Below are 15502 nucleotides of genomic sequence, written 5' to 3' on the forward strand. Positions count from 1 at the left end.
GCATCAGTCTAGCCAGCTTGAGGATTCCATGACCGACCGTTACGCCGTCTTCGGACACCCCGTTGCCCACTCGAAGTCGCCGCAGATCCACGCGACGTTCGGTCGCCAGGAAGGCATCGCGGTGGATTACCGCGCGATCGACCTGGCCCCGGATGCGTTCCTGGCCGGCCTGGAAGCCTTCGCCGCCGACGGCGGTGTCGGTGCCAACGTCACCTCGCCGCACAAGGAAGCCGCGTTCTCGGTGTGCACCACGCTGACTGCACGTGCGCGCCGCGCCGGCTCGGTCAACACGCTGCTGCGCAAGGGCGACCGCTGGCATGGCGACACCACCGACGGCATCGGCCTGGTGCGTGACCTGACCGACCGCCACGGCCTGGACCTGCGTGGCCGCCGCATGCTGCTGATCGGTGCCGGTGGCTCCGCGCGCAGCGTCGCCCCGGCCTTCCTCGATGCCGGCATCACCGAGCTGGTGGTGGTCAACCGCACGCCGGAGCGTGCCGATGAACTGATCGACGCGATGGGCGAACCGGGCCGCGCGATCACCCGCTACTGGGAAGACCTGCGTGACCTGGGCGACTTCGAGCTGATCGTCAATGCCACCTCGGCCGGCCGCGACCGCGACGTCGAGTTCAAGCTGCCGCTGTCGCTGGTCAATTCCATGACCACCGCCGTCGACCTGAATTACGGCGAGGCCGCCATCGCCTTCCTGGCCTGGGCGCGCGCGGCGAACTGCCGCAATACCGTGGATGGCCTGGGCATGCTGGTCGAACAAGCGGCCGAGAGCTTCCTGCAGTGGCATGGCGTGCGCCCGCAGACCGAGGAGATCTACCAGTCGCTGCGGCAGGGCTCGGCCGTGCTGGCCGGCGAGGACTGATCGATGGACAGCACAACGTTGATGGTGACTGTGCTGAGCATGGTCGGCGTGCGCCTGCCGGTGCTGATCGCGCTGTGCATTGGCCTGGTCTGGGTGGTCGGCGCACCACGCGATGCCACCCGCACCGGTGCCCTGGTCGGCCTGGTGCTGTTGCTGCTGTCCAGCCTGGGCGGTCTGGCGGCGGGCATCCTGCCGATGTGGCTGGTCAGCAGTGGCAACTTCAGCGCCATCTCGGGCATGGGCGCCATCCTCGGCGTGCTGCATTTCGCGCTGGCGATGGTCGAGGCCATCGGTGTGGTGCTGCTGGTGTGGGCACTGGTGCGCCTGCTGCGTAGCCGTACGATCCCGGCGGCCTGACCTGGCGGCGCCGGGCCATGCCCGGCGTATCTGGCCCTGGGCCGGCCCGGCCACCGGACCGTGACCGCCGCCGGGCGTCGTCGCTGGCCCGTTCAGGGTGCCAGCGACGGTGAACGCGGCCGGCCATGCGACAATGACCGGCCTGATCCAGCCACGGTACTTCCCGGCGTGACCGAAACCGTCGCCGCTCCGCGCACGCTCGATGACACCTTGAAGGACGCGATCCGCAAGGCGTACACGACGCTGCAGGCCAATACCCCCGGCTTCTCCACCCGTCGCTCGCAGAGCCAGATGATCGGCGTGGTGTCGCGTGCGCTGTCGAAAAGTGGCGGCGTCGGCGTGGTCGAAGCGCCCACCGGCGTCGGCAAGAGCCTGGGCTACCTCACCGCAGGCGTGCCGATCGCGCTGGCCAGCAAGAAGAAGCTGGTGATCAGCACCGGCACCGTGGCGCTGCAGTCGCAGCTGGTCGAGCGCGATATCCCGAATTTCCTCAAGGCCACCGGCCTGGAAGCGACCGTGGCGCTGGCCAAGGGCCGCACCCGTTACCTGTGCACGCGCAATGCCGCCGAGGCGCAGGGCGAGGGCTCGCAGGGTGGCATGTTCGAGGATGACGCGCCGCTGTTCGACCGGCCGCTGGCGCCGATCGAGATGGACATCGCCAAGCGCCTGACCGATGCCTTCACCGGCGGCAGCTGGGATGGCGACATCGACAACGCGCCGGAGACCATCAGCCCCGGCCTGCGCAGCCGCATCACCACGCCGGCTTCGGGCTGCGCCGGGCGCCGCTGTGCCTATTCGGCGCAGTGCGCGGTGCTGCGTTCGCGCAATACGGTGCGCGATGCGCAGATCGTGGTGACCAACCACGCGCTGCTGCTGTCGGCGCTGTCGATCGGTGACAGCGACAACGGCCAGCCGTTGATCGCGCCGCCGTCGGACATGCTGCTGGTGCTGGACGAAGGCCATCACATCGGCAATGTGGCAATCGACCAGGGCGCGGCCAGCCTCGCGCTGGATGAGATGGCCAAGCGCACCGGTCGCCTGCAGATCCTGATCGCCGGTGCCTACCGCGCGGTCGACAAGGATCGGCTGGGCAACCTGCTGCCGAACGAAGCGATCGAAGTCGCCAGCAACGTGGCCAAGCAGCTGCGTGCGTTCCGTGACCACATCGAACGGGTGTGGATGCCGGCGCCGGCGGACGAAGAGCCGATGTGGCGCGCCGCCAACGGCCGCCTGCCCGAGGCCTGGCGCGAGCCGATCGAAGCGCTGGCCGACGACACCCGCAGCCTCTACAACTGGGCGCATGCCGCCACCGCGCAGGTCGCCAAGGGCAAGCCGGACGATGCCGCGCGCGAGCGCCTGCAGCGCAACCTGGGCATGGCGCTGGAAATGATCGAGCAGCAGTACAACCTGTGGCAGGCGTGGCGCCGCGAGGACAAGGACGGCGCGCCGCCGATGGCGCGCTGGGTCACCGCCACCCGCGACGGCGACCTGGTACTGCACGGTTCGCCGGTGTCGGCCGCGCACGTGCTGCGCAAGCTGCTGTGGGATGAAGTGGACTCGGTGGTGATGACCTCGGCGACGCTGACCGGCGGTGGTGATTTCCAGTCGCTGGCGATCGACAACGGCATTCCCGAAGAGGCCGAGATGGTCTCGCTGTCGTCGCCGTTCGACCTGCCCAACCAGGCCGAGCTGATCGTGCCGAAGTTCCCGGTTACCCCGGACGACCGCGAAGGTCACCCGCGCGAAGTGGCACGCTATCTCGACACCGAGCTGGACTGGGCCAAGGGCTCGATGGTGCTGTTCACCTCGCGCTGGAAGATGGAGAAGGTGGCCGGGCTGATGTCGGCTGCGCGCCGCAAGCAGGTGCTGGTGCAGGGCGAGATGTCCAAGACCCGCCTGATCGACGAGCACCTGCGGCGCGTGGCGGCAGGCGAAGGCTCGGTGCTGTTCGGCCTGAATTCGTTCGGCGAAGGCCTCGACCTGCCCGGCGAAGCCTGCACCACGGTGGTGATCACCCAGGTGCCGTTCGCGGTGCCGACCGATCCGCAGACCGCCACGCTCAGTGAGTGGTTCGAGGGGCGCGGGCTCAACGCGTTCAACCTGATCGCCATTCCGCATGCGCTGCGCACGCTGACCCAGTTCGCCGGTCGCCTGATCCGCACTTCCACCGACACCGGCCGGGTGGTCATTCTTGATTCGCGGCTGCTGACCCGCCGTTACGGCAAGCGCATCATCGACGCACTCCCACCGTTCAAGCGCGTGATCGGCTGACCGGTTTTGCGAGCACTGTACAGATGCCGGCCAGCGGCCGGCACTACCGCACGGGCTGACGATCGGACAGCGGCGATTGGTGGTTACCGGGTGGCTGTTTCAGGCGTCCGGCAGCCTGGCCCATAAGCCTCCGTGTAGGGTTTGCCGAAGCAGCGCAGTAGCCCATCAAGCACATCCAGGTTCGGTGGCCACGGCATCTGCACCTGCTGCCCGCCTTCGGTGGTGAAGTGGTAGCGACCGTCCTTGATGTTCTCCGCCATCGCGGTGGGCGTCGGTATCGCGACCAGCCTCGCACGAGCCTTCTCCAGGGCGCTGCGGTCCTGGCGCAGGAACGCGACCATGCCGTCCACGTAGGCATTCCAGTAACCCGGGTCGCCCGCGTTCACGGGTTTGTGGCTGCGTTCCATCAGCGTGATCGCCTGCGCGGTCTGCCCCAGCTCCGCGCGCAGCTGGCCCTCGTGCCAGGTGACGATGACGTTGCCTTCTGCCTTGGGCAGAGCGCCGTAGGCGGACAGCAGGTCGGCCGCTTCGCGGGTACAGCCACGGTCGGCCAGCGGGCGCCAGCCACCTGCCATGTCCTGATCGAATCGGCCAGGTTCCATCGCCAGCATCGCTGCACGGTCGTAGCTGCAGTCGGGGCCTTTGGGCGGTTCTGCCGACGTGCCCATGGCAGCGGCCAGCGCAAAGGAAAGCAACATCATCTCAACCTCCGTGTTGGTGACTTCCTGGACCACCATAACGGATCAGGAGGGGTAGCGCCGGCCGCTGGCCGGCAACCTCATTGAAGTGGGGCGTCGCAGTACAGATGCCGGCCAGCGGCCGGCACTACCGCACGGGGATCAATCGCCCAGCAGGGCGGTGTTGCGTACGGCGCCTTTGTCGGCGCTGGTGGCCAGCAGCGCGTAAGCCTTCAGTGCACTGGTGACCTTGCGCGGGCGCGGTGCACGCGGCTTCCAGCCGCGGGCATCGTTGTCGGCGCGGCGCTGGGCCAGCGTGGCTTCATCCAGCAGCAGGTCGATGCGACGAGCCGGGATATCGATGCGAATGCGGTCGCCGTTTTCCACTAGGCCGATGACACCGCCGCTGGCGGCCTCCGGCGAGACGTGGCCGATCGACAGGCCCGAGGTTCCGCCGGAGAAGCGGCCATCGGTGAGCAGCGCACATTGCTTGCCCAGCCCCTTCGATTTCAGATAGCTGGTCGGGTACAGCATCTCCTGCATGCCGGGGCCGCCTTTCGGGCCTTCGTAGCGGATCACCACCACCTCGCCCGGCAGCACCTCGTCGGCAAGGATGCCGGCGACGGCGGCGTCCTGGCTTTCGTAGACGCGCGCGGGGCCTTCGAACACATGGATCGACTCGTCCACGCCGGCGGTCTTCACGACGCAGCCATCGACGGCCAGGTTGCCGCGCAGCACGGCGAGGCCGCCTTCCAGCGAATACGCGTGCTGCAGCGAGCGGATGCAGCCCTCGGCGCGGTCCACGTCCAGCTCCGGCCAGCGCGTGGCCTGGCTGAAGGCCTCCTGGGTGGGGATGCCGGCCGGGCCAGCCTTGAAGAAGGTATGCAGGGTGTCGTTGTCACTGCGCACCACGTCCCAGCGTTCCAGTGCTTCGGCCAGGCTGGCGCTGTGTACGGTTGGCACCGTGGTTTCGAGCAGGCCGGCGCGGTCCAGTTCACCGAGGATGCCGAACACGCCGCCGGCGCGATGCACGTCCTCGATGTGGTACTTGGGCGTGTTCGGCGCCACCTTGCACAGCTGCGGGACGCGCCGCGACAGCGCATCGATGTGGGTCAGGTCGAAGTCGACCTCCGCTTCCTGCGCGGCAGCCAGCAGATGCAGGATCGTGTTGGTGGAACCACCCATCGCGATGTCCAGGGTCATCGCATTGGCGAAGGCGGCCTGGGTGGCGATGCCGCGCGGCAGCGCGCTCGGGTCTTCGCCGCCATACCAGCGGTGGCAGAGTTCGACGATCAGGCGGCCGGCACGGCGGAACAGCGCCTCGCGGTCGGCATGGGTGGCCAGCGTGGTGCCGTTGCCGGGCAGCGACAGGCCCAGTGCTTCGGTCAGGCAGTTCATCGAATTGGCGGTGAACATGCCCGAGCAGGAGCCGCAGGTAGGGCAGGCGCTGCGTTCGAAGGCCGCCACCTTCTCGTCGGAAGCGCTGTCATCGGCGGCCACCACCATCGCATCGACCAGGTCCAGCTTGTGCTCGGACAACTTGGTCTTGCCCGCTTCCATCGGCCCACCGGAGACGAACACCACCGGGATGTTGAGGCGCAGGGCGGCCATCAGCATGCCGGGGGTGATCTTGTCGCAGTTGCTGATGCACACCAGCGCGTCGGCACAGTGCGCGTTGACCATGTACTCCACGGCGTCGGCGATGATCTCGCGGCTGGGCAGCGAATACAGCATGCCGTCGTGGCCCATCGCGATGCCGTCGTCCACGGCGATGGTGTTGAATTCCTTGGCGACGCCGCCGACCTGTTCGATCTCGCGCGCGACCAGCTGGCCGAGGTCCTTCAGGTGCACGTGGCCGGGCACGAACTGGGTGAAGGAGTTGGCGATGGCGATGATCGGCTTGTGGAAGTCGCCGTCCTTCATGCCGGTGGCGCGCCACAGGGCGCGGGCGCCGGCCATGTTGCGGCCGGCGGTGGAGGTGCGGGAACGGTATTCGGGCATGGCTGGCGGAACGGGCGGGCCGTACGACATGGGATCAGCCGATCATGGCCAATTTTTTCGGTTGCTGCTGCAACCACCCGTTTTCTGTAGATGCCGACCTTGGTCGGCGCCGTGCCGTCTGTGCCAACCAAGGTTGGCACTTGCCAGAGCGGTGAGCCGCCCGGGGTCGGATCCCATCGCGGCGCGATGGGCTCTGACCCCAATGCCCGACGAAAATGAAAGTCCGTTCATCTTTCGGACTTTGCCGATTCCGGTTGCTGGCCAGGATTTGGCATCATTGGGGCATTGATCCGTCGACAGGGCATGAGGCCATGAAACGTTCCCGCACCACCGCGCTGTTGCTGATGAGCGCTGCGCCGCTGCTGTTCACCGCCTGCCAGAAGGAGCCGGAGGTGAAGGTGCAGGAAGGCCTGTACACCTCGGTGGAGGCCTGCACCGAGGCCACCGGCGATCCGTCGGCGTGCCGCAACGCGTTCGCCGAAGCGCAGAAGCAGGCCGCCGATGCGGCGCCGAAGTACGCCAGCAAGGAAGCCTGCGAGAAGGACTACAAGCCGGAACAGTGCGTGCAGCAGCACACCTCGGCCGGTACCTCGTTCATCGGCCCGATGATGATGGGCTTCTTCATGTCGCAGATGCTGAGCAACCGCGGCGGCCTCGCTCCGCAGGCGCCGGCGGCGTCGCCGGCCTACCAGGACAAGAGCGCTGGTTGGGCGCGTCCGGCACCGGGCGGTACCGGTGGCCTGAACACCGCCAGCGGCATCGGCGCTGGCAAGGCGGGCCTGGCGCCGGTCACCAGCGAACCGAACCGTGCGGTCACCGCCAGCCGTGGTGGCTTCGGCAACACCAGCGCACGCCGCAGCACCAGCGGCAGCTACGGCGGCTGATCGACCCATGCAGCGTATCCGGATTGCCGAGCGTGCCCAGTGGCGGGCACGCGCGGAAGAGGCGGGTTTCCGCTTCCACACCATCGATGGCCAGCCGTATTGGGATGAAAGTGCGTACTACGCCTTCACCCTGCGCCAGATCGAGCAGGACATCGAAGACCCCAGCGCCGAGCTGCACCAGATGGCGCTGGACCTGGTCGGCGATGTCGTCGGCAGCGAACGCCTGATGGACCAGCTGGCGATTCCGTCGCATTACCGTGACTGGATCGCCGACAGCTGGCGCCAGCGCCAGCCGCATCTGTACGGTCGCCTGGACCTGGCCTACGACGGCACCGGCCCGGCCAAGCTGTACGAACTGAACTACGACACGCCGACTTCGCTGTTCGAGGCCAGCTTCTTCCAGTGGCAGTGGCTGGAGGACCAGCGCAACGCCGGTCGCCTGCCGCAGCATGCCGACCAGTTCAACGCGATCCACGAAGCGCTGGTCGAACGCTTCGCCGAACTGGCCACGCAGCTGCCGCCGCCGCTGTACTTCAGTGCGGTGGGCAGTTCGGAAGAAGACCGCGGCACCGTCGACTATCTGCGTGACTGTGCATCGCAGGCCGGCCTGCATGGCCAGGCCATCGCCATCGAGGATATCGGCCTGTCCGAGGACGGTCGCTTCACCGCGCTGGACGATTCGGTGATCGGCACGCTGTTCAAGCTGTACCCGTTGGAAGACCTGATGGCCGAGGAATTCGGCCGCGCGCTGCCGGGCTCGGGCGTGCAGCTGCTGGAACCGGCCTGGAAGGCGGTGCTGAGCAACAAGGGCATCCTGCCACTGCTGTGGCAGCGCAACGTCGGCCATCCGAACCTGCTGGAAGCGCACTTCGACGACGGCAGCGCGCTGGCCTCGGGCTGGGTGCGCAAGCCGCTGTTCTCGCGCGAAGGCGCCAACATCGAGATGCACCTGGCCGATGGCAGTACCCAGCGCAGCGACGGTCCCTACGACGGCCCGGCGATTATCCAGCGTGCGCATCCGCTGACCCGCTTCGAAGGCGGCTACCCGCTGATCGGCAGCTGGGTGGTGGGCGACCACGCCTGCGGCATCGGCATCCGCGAGGACGACAGCGCGATCACCCGCGACAGTGCGCGCTTCGTGCCGCATGCGATCGTTGATGAGGTGCCGACGCGGATCTACGTCTGATGGCGGTGCGGCGCCCCCAAGGTCGGCGGGCGCGAGCGACGCCGGTCGTAGAACGACACGGGTAGTGCCGATCGCTGGCCGGCAACCGCCGTTGGTAGATGCCGACCTTGGTCGGCGCTGTGGGATTTGTGCCAACCAAGGTTGGCACCTACCAGAGCGATACGTCGGTTGTTGCAGGGGTAGTGCCGGCCGCTGGCCGGCAACCGCCGTTGGTAGATGCCGACCTTGGTCGGCGCTGTGGGATTTGTGCCAACCAAGGTTGGCACCTACCAGAGCGATGCGTCGGTTGTTGCAGGGGTAGTGCCGGCCGCTGGCCGGCAATCGGCGTTGGTAGATGCCGACCCTGGTCGGCGCTGTGGGTTTCGTGCCAACCAAGGTTGGCACCTACCAGAGCGATGCGTCGGTTGTTGCAGGGGTAGTGCCGGCCGCTGGCCGGCAATCGGTGTTGGCACCCACCAAGGCGATCGCTGGTATCAGAGCAGCCCTTCGCGCTTCACCGCCAGATAGCGTTCCACCAGCGCGCCGGGCAGGGCATCGGCGGTCACATCCAGCACCATCACCTTCTCGCTGCGCAGCGCCTCGTGCGCCTTCGCGCGCTGCTGCAGGTACAGCGCCGCTGCACCTGCCTGGGTGGCGTCTTCCAGTGTCTGCACTTCGCTGTCCAGCACGCCGTCCAGCTCGCGCTCGCGCAGGCTGGCCACACACACCAGGTGGCGCCGCTGCAGCAGCCGCACCGCCGCCAGCAGGTCTTCGATGTCTTCGTCGCGCACGTTGCTGACCAGCATCACCAGCGCACGCCGGCGCTGGCGCAGCGACACTTCGGTGGCGGCGGCCAGGTAGTCGGTGGCCACTGCGCGTGGCTGCAGGTCGTAGCTGGCACGCAGCAGCTGCTCGACGGTGCCCATGCCGCGCTGCGGCGCCACCCAACGGCGCTCGCCACCGGTGGCGAACAGGCCGGCGGCGTCGCCCTGGCGCAGCGCCAGGTAAGCCACCACCAGCGAGGCGTTCAAGGCATGGTCGAAGTGCGAGAGCCCGCCTTCGCTGGCCAGCATGCGCCGACCACTGTCGAGCATCAGCAGCAGCTGCTGGTTCTTTTCGTCCTGATATTCGCGTGAGATCAGCTTGCGCGCACGTGCGGTGGCCTTCCAGTCGAGCTGGCGCAGGCTGTCGCCAATGCGGTACTCGCGCATCTGGTGAAAGTCGGTGCCTTCACCGCGGCGGCGCTTCACGTGCGCGCCGACCAGCCGCGAGGCCTGGTCGGCACTGAACAACGCAAAGCGGGTGAGCGGCACGAAGTTCGGATAGACCCGCACGTCCAGTGCGGGCGGCAGCGTGCGTTGCTGCCACCACAGCCGCCACGGCGAGCGCATGCGCAGGTGCACGCCTTCGAAGCGGAAGTGCCCACGCTGCAGCGGCTGCAGGTGATAGTGCAGGGTGGAAGCACTGCCGGCCTGCAGGCGCACGCGCTGCGGCAGCGATTCCAGTGGCCAGCCGCCAGGGACCAGATCGAACACCTGCACCGTCATCGGTGCGTCCGCCTGCAGCCGCAGTGCAGCCTCGCGGCGCACGCCCAGTGCCAGCGCTTCGGGCAGTTCGCGCTGCACCTGTGGTGACGGACGCCGCGACTGGCGCCACAGATCCATCAGCGCCGGCACGGCAATCGCCAGCGCCGCCAGCGCCCAGCTCCAGCGGGGCAGCAGACCGCCCAGCACCAGACCGCCCAGGGCAGCCCAGGCCAGCAGCAGTGCCAGCAGCAGCGGGGCCGGCCTCATCGGCGCGGCGCTTCCACATTGGCCAGCAGCGCGCCCAGCACGTCGTCGGCGTCCTGGCCTTCGATCTGCAGTTCCGGGGCCAGCGCGATGCGATGGCGCAGCGCCGGGCGTGCGATGTCGCGCACATCATCCGGGGTGACGAAGTCACGACCGGCCAGCACCGCCTGCGCGCGCGAGGCACGCACCAGCGCGATGCTGCCACGCGGGCCAGCTCCGACCGCGATACCCGGCCACTGCCTCGTGGCCGCCACAATCCGCACCGCGTAGTCGATCACTTCGTCGTCGACCGTGATCGCCGCAGTGGCGCGCTGCAGTTCCAGCAGCTCACCAGCACCGAGCACGCGTGGCACCTGGCTCAGGTCGAAATCGCTGGCGGCACGGCCACTGGTGATCGCGGTCACCATGCGCTTCTCGTCCTCCAGCTGCGGGTAGTCGATCAGCACCTTCAGCAGGAAGCGGTCCAGCTGTGCTTCCGGCAGCGGGTAGGTGCCTTCCTGCTCCAGCGGGTTCTGCGTGGCCAGCGCCATGAACGGCGGCGCCAGGGTGAAGGCCTTGCCTTCGATGGTCACCTGGCCTTCCTGCATCACTTCCAGCAGCGCCGACTGGGTCTTGGCGGGTGCACGGTTGATCTCGTCGGCCAGCAGCAGGTTGGTGAACACCGGGCCGCGGCGGATCTTGAAGCTCTCGCTCTTCGGGTCGTACACCGCGTGGCCACTGACGTCGCTGGGCATCAGGTCGGGGGTGAACTGTACGCGGCCGTAATCCAGTTCCAAGGCCTGTGCCAGTGCGCGCACCAGCAGGGTCTTGCCCAGCCCGGGGACGCCCTCGATCAGCACGTGGCCACCGGCAAGCAGGGCCACCAGGATCTGGTCCAGTACATCGGCCTGGCCGATGAAGGCGTGTCCGACGGCGGTGCGGATGGCATCGACGCGTTCGATCAGGCGGGCGTTGGCGGCCGCCGGCAGCTCGGGGACTTCGGTCATAGCAGGGATCTCATCTGGAGCAGCAAGCGGATGCGCTCGCGCAGGGCGGAGGAATCGTGCGGCGGTGGGGGCGTGAGCGCGCTGGCGACGCGGCCCTGCGGCCACTTCAGCAGCTCGGCGATGGCCTGATCGCGCGGCGCACCATCCAGTGCGGCGGCAATCGGTGCGCGCAGGCGCAGGCGGTGCAGGAACAGGGCGAGTACGGCCTCGTACAGGCGTATGCCGTGACCGAAGCGCAGCAGCAGTTCACCACTGGCACGCACGTGCTCCAGCAGTGAACGACGTTCCAGCACCGGCGACGGCAGCAGGCTGCCGAAGCGCTGTGAACGGCCCCACAGCCAGCCCAGCAGGGCCAGCAGCAACGGCACCCACAACGGCCAGCCCTGATAGAACATGCGCGACCACAGCGATGGCGGGCGGCTGGCATAGACCAGCCAGACCGCACCCTTGCCATAGTTCGGATCGAGCAGGTAGCGGGTCAGGTCGCGATGCGACGCGTCGTGCAGGCCGTCGCTGGCCCCGCCACCTGCCGACGCCAGGCGCGCTGCCGGTGAGTCCACTTCGCTGCGCATGAACTCCATGTCGGCCAGCACGCTCACCTTGCCCTGGCCATGGCGCAGGCGCGCGAACACCAGGTCGCGATCAGTGCCCCAGCGGCGTTCGGCCTGCGCACTGGCGGCAAAGCCCAGGGTGAAGCGGCGGCCACCACAGAATTCGACGTGGCCCGGATCGTCGTCGACATGGAACGGCTGGCAGTCGCTGCGCTGGAACAGGCTGTCCACGCCCAGCCGGTCCAGCAGGGGCCCCTGCGTGCTGCCGGCATCGTCCTCGGCCGGCGGCGGCGTACGTACCAGCAGGTGGCCACCACCGTCGACCCAGTCCAGCAGTGCGCTGGCGACGGGCGGCGGCAGTTCGCTGCTGTCCTGCAGCAGCACCACCGTGTCGTGGCGCCCCAGCGTCATCTGCTGCAGTTCCAGCCGCAGTCGCGAATGCACGTCGATGCCATCGGCGCGCAGGGCCTGGCCGAGTACATACAGCGGGTTGTAGGCGGCCTCGCCCTGTGGCGGCAGCCGAATCGTTTCGGTCACCCGTTCGTGCGTGCGCAGGTAGAGGATGGTCAGCGGTACGCCGAACAGCACCAATGCACCGAGCAGCAACGACCAGAACAGGCGCGGACTCATGCCTGCCACCCGTACTGCTGGCGCAGGGTATCGGCCAATGCATCGAAATCGGCGCGGCTGGGCAGGCGGCCACCGTAGGCGGCGTACTGCCACATGCGCACGATGCGCGCGAACAGGTCACGGTCGCTGGCCTCGGGCATGCGTCGCGAGGCGCGCAGGCATTGCGCTTCGGTGGCACCGGGTGGAAGCGCGATACCGCTGCGCTCGCCCACCGTGCGCACGCTGGCGCGGTACAGCAGGGCCAGCGCCTGCCGCGGCCGGCCCTGGTCCCAGAGCAGGCCGGCCTGGGTGGCCACGTCCGGCGGCAGCGCCACCGGCAACTCCACCTGCTCCTCCAGCACCTTCGGTGCAGCGTCGGCCTTGCGCCGGCCACTGCCCCGCAGCCACGACAGCCACAGCCGCGCGGTCAGCAGCAGCACCAGCAGCAGGATGCCGAGCAGGCCCCACAGGCCCCATTCGGCCAGCCGTGCCAGCCAGGCGATGCCGTCCTTGCGCGCTTTGCGTTCACCTTTGCTGTTGGTGTCACGCTGCAGCTGCTTGTCTTCCTTCTTTTTTTCCTCGGCCTGCTCGATCGGCTTCCAGCGGGTGACCTGGCGGGTCGGGCGCTGCAGCGGGTCTTCATAGGCGCGGTTGACTGCCTGACGGAAACCGGCGGTGTCCACCGGCGCCGTACCGAAGATCATTGCCGGCGTATTGGCGGGGTCGTTGGCCGCGGTGGCCGGTTCTTCCGCACTGTCTTCGTCCTCTTCGGCATCGTCTGCCTGCTCCGCGGCCGTCTGCGCGTCCTGCGCATGCACCGGTGCGGACACCAGCGGCAGTGCCAGCCACAGCAGCAGCGCCAGCGTCGATGCTGCCGGCAGCATCCGCTCGCGCAGGCGGCGCAGGGCGATTTCGACGTCCCAGGCTTCCATCTGCGTTCGACGGTTCAGGTACAGGCCAAAGCCCGCACCGACATAGAACGGACCGATCAGCACCGAGGCCAGCCAGCACGCCAGGTTGAAGCCCAGTCGTGCCCATGCCGGCGTGTCCTTGCCAATCATGTCCCACGCCGCACGCCACGATTCGGACATCAGCTCCAGTGGCATGAACATGAACACCGCACCGATCGCGCCGGATACCAACACGGCTTCGAACGCCAGGCAGGTCACAGTCAGTACCAGTGCCGCGCCCGCTGCGCCGGCTGCCACCGCACGACGGCGTGGGCCGCGCTGGCCCGGTGTGTTGCCTTCCAGCAGGTTCACCGGCAGGCACAGGCTGCGCAGTACGCTGAAGCGGCGCCAGCCCAGGTAGCCCCAGAAGCCGCTGTTGCCCCAGCTTCGCTGCGCGCGCAGCGCGGCCAGCGTGCCGACCGGCTCACCGAAAATGCCGCGCGACAGCACATACAGCGGCGCGCGTTCGAACAGCGGCTTGCACCACCACATCGCCAGCCAGGCCCAGCCGAAGGCATCCAGCCACCAGCCGAGCGCGTTGAAGATCACGAACAGCGGTGCACTGGCCAGCAGCCAGCTGCCCCACAGCGCACGCGCGTGACGGCGGGACAGGGCGGTGCCCAGCTCCATCGCTTCCCAGCCACTGCGGGCGCGCAGCGCCACATCCAGGCGGTCAATGCGCATGGCCGCCCCCACGTCCGCCGCGCCACAGCCACAGCAGCACGCCGGCCCACAACACACCGGCCACGCTGAACTTGCCCCACGCCGGTACTTCGGCAAGCGAGGACCAGAAGGCTTCGATGAAGGCGGCCACCAGCAGCATGAAGGCGACACCGAGGCACAGCCGTGCGCCGATGCGGCCGCCTTCGACGAGTGCATCCAGGCGGCTGCGCCGGCCCGGTGCCAGCAGCTTCATGCCCAGCTGCAGGCCGGCACCGCCGGCGATCACGATCGCGGTCAGCTCGAAGGCACCGTGGCCGACCACGAAGCGCCAGAACGGGTCGCTATGGCCGATGTGCTGCAGGTGACCGGCCACCGAACCGATGATCACGCCGTTGAACAACAGCACCAGCAGCGTGCCCAGCCCAGCCAGCAGCCCGCTGGCGAAGGTGCGCAGGGCGATGCTGATGTTGTTCATGATGTAGTGGCCGAACATCATCCAGTCGGTGCCGCTGTCACGCCCCAGGCGCTCGGCGGCGGGATCGTACATGCGCTCCATCTCGGCGATCTGGCGGTTGTCCATCAGCATGTGGATCAGGTCCGGATAGACCTGCACCAGCACGAAGCAGGCCACCGCCGGCAGCGCGAACATCGCCAGCGCCACCCACATGCTGCGCGCCTGGCTGCGCACCAGCAGCGGGAAATCGGCCACCAGGAACTCCAGGGCACCCCGCCAGCGCGTCGGCGGCGTGCGGTACAGCACGCTGTGGCCCTGCTGCATGAGCTGCTGCAGGCGCTGCACCAGCTGCGGGCTGTAGCCGCGCTCGCGGGCCAGCGCCAGTTGCTGGCACAGCCGCCGGTAGCGCTGCGGGAAGGTGGTGTCGTCCAGTGCCAGGCCACTGGCCTTGCGGCGCGTGCGGCGTGAGGCACCAGCACGCAGCAGCAGCCACTGCTCCAGATCCTGCCATTCCTGCTGGTAGCGGGCGACGAACTGTTCCTGCTTCATCGCCGCCCCAGCAGCCAGTTGGCCATCGCATACAGGCGCAGCACGCCGACCTGGCCATGGGTGCCGGTCAGTGGCTCGGCAATACCGGCCAGCTCCTGCTGGCGTGCCGCCGACAACCGTGGCGCGCGCTCGGCGAAGGCCATCAGCGCAGCCTGTTCTTCTGGTCGCAGCGGCTGCGGCGGGGCCAGTACGCTGTCGATGGTCGGCGGCGGTGGCAGGTACAGCGCGGGTGCATGCACCACCACGGTGCCCGCCACCAGGTCGCCAAGGCGACGGCCATGCGGATCGAACAGGCTGCTGATCAGGCCCAGCGCATAGCCGAACGGCAGCATGTCCACCGTGCGCAGCAGGTTGCGGGTGATCGCCGCCATCCAGCCTACCGGCGCGCCATCGCGGGACAGCACGCGCAGCCCCAGCGCACGCTTGCCCAGCGTGCGCCCCCACAACGCTTCGCAGACGATCGGGTAGGCCCAGTAGACCAGGAACATCAGCACCAGGTAGAGGCCGGAACCGAACTTGTCCAGCAGCGCCAGCGGAATGGACACCAGCACCAGAGCCGCGATGCGCACGCCGAGATCGACCAGCCAGGCCATCGCCCGCGGTACCGGGCCGGCGGCAGGCAACTGCAGCGGCACACCCTCCGGCGTCACCACCTCGCGGTAGGTATCGAGCATCGGTGCGGCCATCAGTGCGATGGCCTTCGTTGTGGGCGCCGGAGTCC

General features: G+C 68.4%; 13 protein-coding genes. 5 read left to right on the forward strand and 8 right to left on the reverse strand.

Annotated elements, in window-relative coordinates:
- Positions 1 to 28: 28 nt before the first annotated feature.
- The 3 genes from aroE to dinG all read left to right on the forward strand — a co-directional run bounded on the left by aroE (position 29) and on the right by dinG (position 3502).
- Positions 29 to 874 (forward strand): shikimate dehydrogenase, encoded by an 846-nt coding sequence (gene aroE, locus V3B46_RS07650; RefSeq protein WP_154264748.1) that lies wholly within the window; start codon positions 29 to 31, stop codon positions 872 to 874.
- A gap of 3 nt (positions 875 to 877) precedes the next feature.
- On the forward strand, positions 878 to 1231 hold the full coding sequence (locus V3B46_RS07655; RefSeq protein WP_329891569.1) for a hypothetical protein: 354 nt from the start codon (positions 878 to 880) through the stop codon (positions 1229 to 1231).
- A 168-nt stretch (positions 1232 to 1399) separates the two neighbouring features.
- Positions 1400 to 3502 carry an ATP-dependent DNA helicase DinG gene (gene dinG / locus V3B46_RS07660; RefSeq protein ID WP_014038872.1) on the forward strand — a complete coding sequence of 701 codons (2103 nt, stop codon included), beginning with the start codon at positions 1400 to 1402 and terminating at the stop codon, positions 3500 to 3502.
- Positions 3503 to 3585: 83 nt separating this feature from the next.
- On the opposite strand, the gene V3B46_RS07665 is transcribed toward dinG, so the two are convergent.
- A complete protein-coding gene (locus V3B46_RS07665; RefSeq protein ID WP_329891570.1) occupies positions 3586 to 4203 on the reverse strand; it encodes a hypothetical protein in 618 nt (205 codons plus the stop codon).
- A gap of 138 nt (positions 4204 to 4341) precedes the next feature.
- Positions 4342 to 6180, reverse strand: coding sequence for a dihydroxy-acid dehydratase (gene ilvD, locus V3B46_RS07670; RefSeq protein ID WP_329891571.1), 1839 nt, complete (start codon positions 6178 to 6180; stop codon positions 4342 to 4344).
- 311 nt (positions 6181 to 6491) lie between these two features.
- On the opposite strand from ilvD, the gene V3B46_RS07675 reads away from it, so the two are divergent.
- Together V3B46_RS07675 and V3B46_RS07680 are read left to right on the forward strand one after the other, a co-directional pair.
- Positions 6492 to 7064: a DUF1190 domain-containing protein gene (locus V3B46_RS07675; RefSeq protein WP_329891572.1), complete on the forward strand. Its 573-nt coding sequence runs from the start codon at positions 6492 to 6494 to the stop codon at positions 7062 to 7064.
- Positions 7065 to 7071: 7 nt separating this feature from the next.
- Positions 7072 to 8250, forward strand: coding sequence for a glutathionylspermidine synthase family protein (locus tag V3B46_RS07680; protein ID WP_329891573.1), 1179 nt, complete (start codon positions 7072 to 7074; stop codon positions 8248 to 8250).
- Positions 8251 to 8723: 473 nt separating this feature from the next.
- Here V3B46_RS07680 and V3B46_RS07685 read toward each other — a convergent pair whose 3' ends face one another.
- Genes V3B46_RS07685 through V3B46_RS07710 form a run of 6 tightly spaced genes read right to left on the reverse strand, consistent with a single transcriptional unit; the run spans position 8724 to position 15467 of the window.
- Positions 8724 to 10022, reverse strand: a complete 1299-nt coding sequence (locus tag V3B46_RS07685) for a DUF58 domain-containing protein (protein WP_329891574.1) — start codon at positions 10020 to 10022, stop codon at positions 8724 to 8726.
- The gene (locus tag V3B46_RS07690) at positions 10019 to 11005 is read right to left on the reverse strand and encodes an AAA family ATPase (protein WP_329891575.1); all 987 of its coding nucleotides are present in this window, start codon (positions 11003 to 11005) and stop codon (positions 10019 to 10021) included. Before V3B46_RS07690 ends, V3B46_RS07685 begins: the two co-directional genes overlap by 4 nt.
- Positions 11002 to 12186 (reverse strand): DUF4350 domain-containing protein, encoded by a 1185-nt coding sequence (locus tag V3B46_RS07695; protein ID WP_329891576.1) that lies wholly within the window; start codon positions 12184 to 12186, stop codon positions 11002 to 11004. Before V3B46_RS07695 ends, V3B46_RS07690 begins: the two co-directional genes overlap by 4 nt.
- Positions 12183 to 13799, reverse strand: coding sequence for a DUF4129 domain-containing protein (locus tag V3B46_RS07700; protein ID WP_329891577.1), 1617 nt, complete (start codon positions 13797 to 13799; stop codon positions 12183 to 12185). Before V3B46_RS07700 ends, V3B46_RS07695 begins: the two co-directional genes overlap by 4 nt.
- Positions 13789 to 14781 (reverse strand): stage II sporulation protein M, encoded by a 993-nt coding sequence (locus V3B46_RS07705; protein WP_329891578.1) that lies wholly within the window; start codon positions 14779 to 14781, stop codon positions 13789 to 13791. The genes V3B46_RS07700 and V3B46_RS07705 overlap by 11 nt, the downstream gene beginning before the upstream one ends.
- Positions 14778 to 15467 (reverse strand): RDD family protein, encoded by a 690-nt coding sequence (locus V3B46_RS07710; RefSeq protein ID WP_049400866.1) that lies wholly within the window; start codon positions 15465 to 15467, stop codon positions 14778 to 14780. The genes V3B46_RS07705 and V3B46_RS07710 overlap by 4 nt, the downstream gene beginning before the upstream one ends.
- Between the last annotated feature and the right edge of the window lie 35 nt (positions 15468 to 15502).

The organism is Stenotrophomonas sp. SMYL11, from assembly GCF_036320005.1.
In the GTDB taxonomy this organism is placed as follows: domain Bacteria; phylum Pseudomonadota; class Gammaproteobacteria; order Xanthomonadales; family Xanthomonadaceae; genus Stenotrophomonas; species Stenotrophomonas maltophilia_A.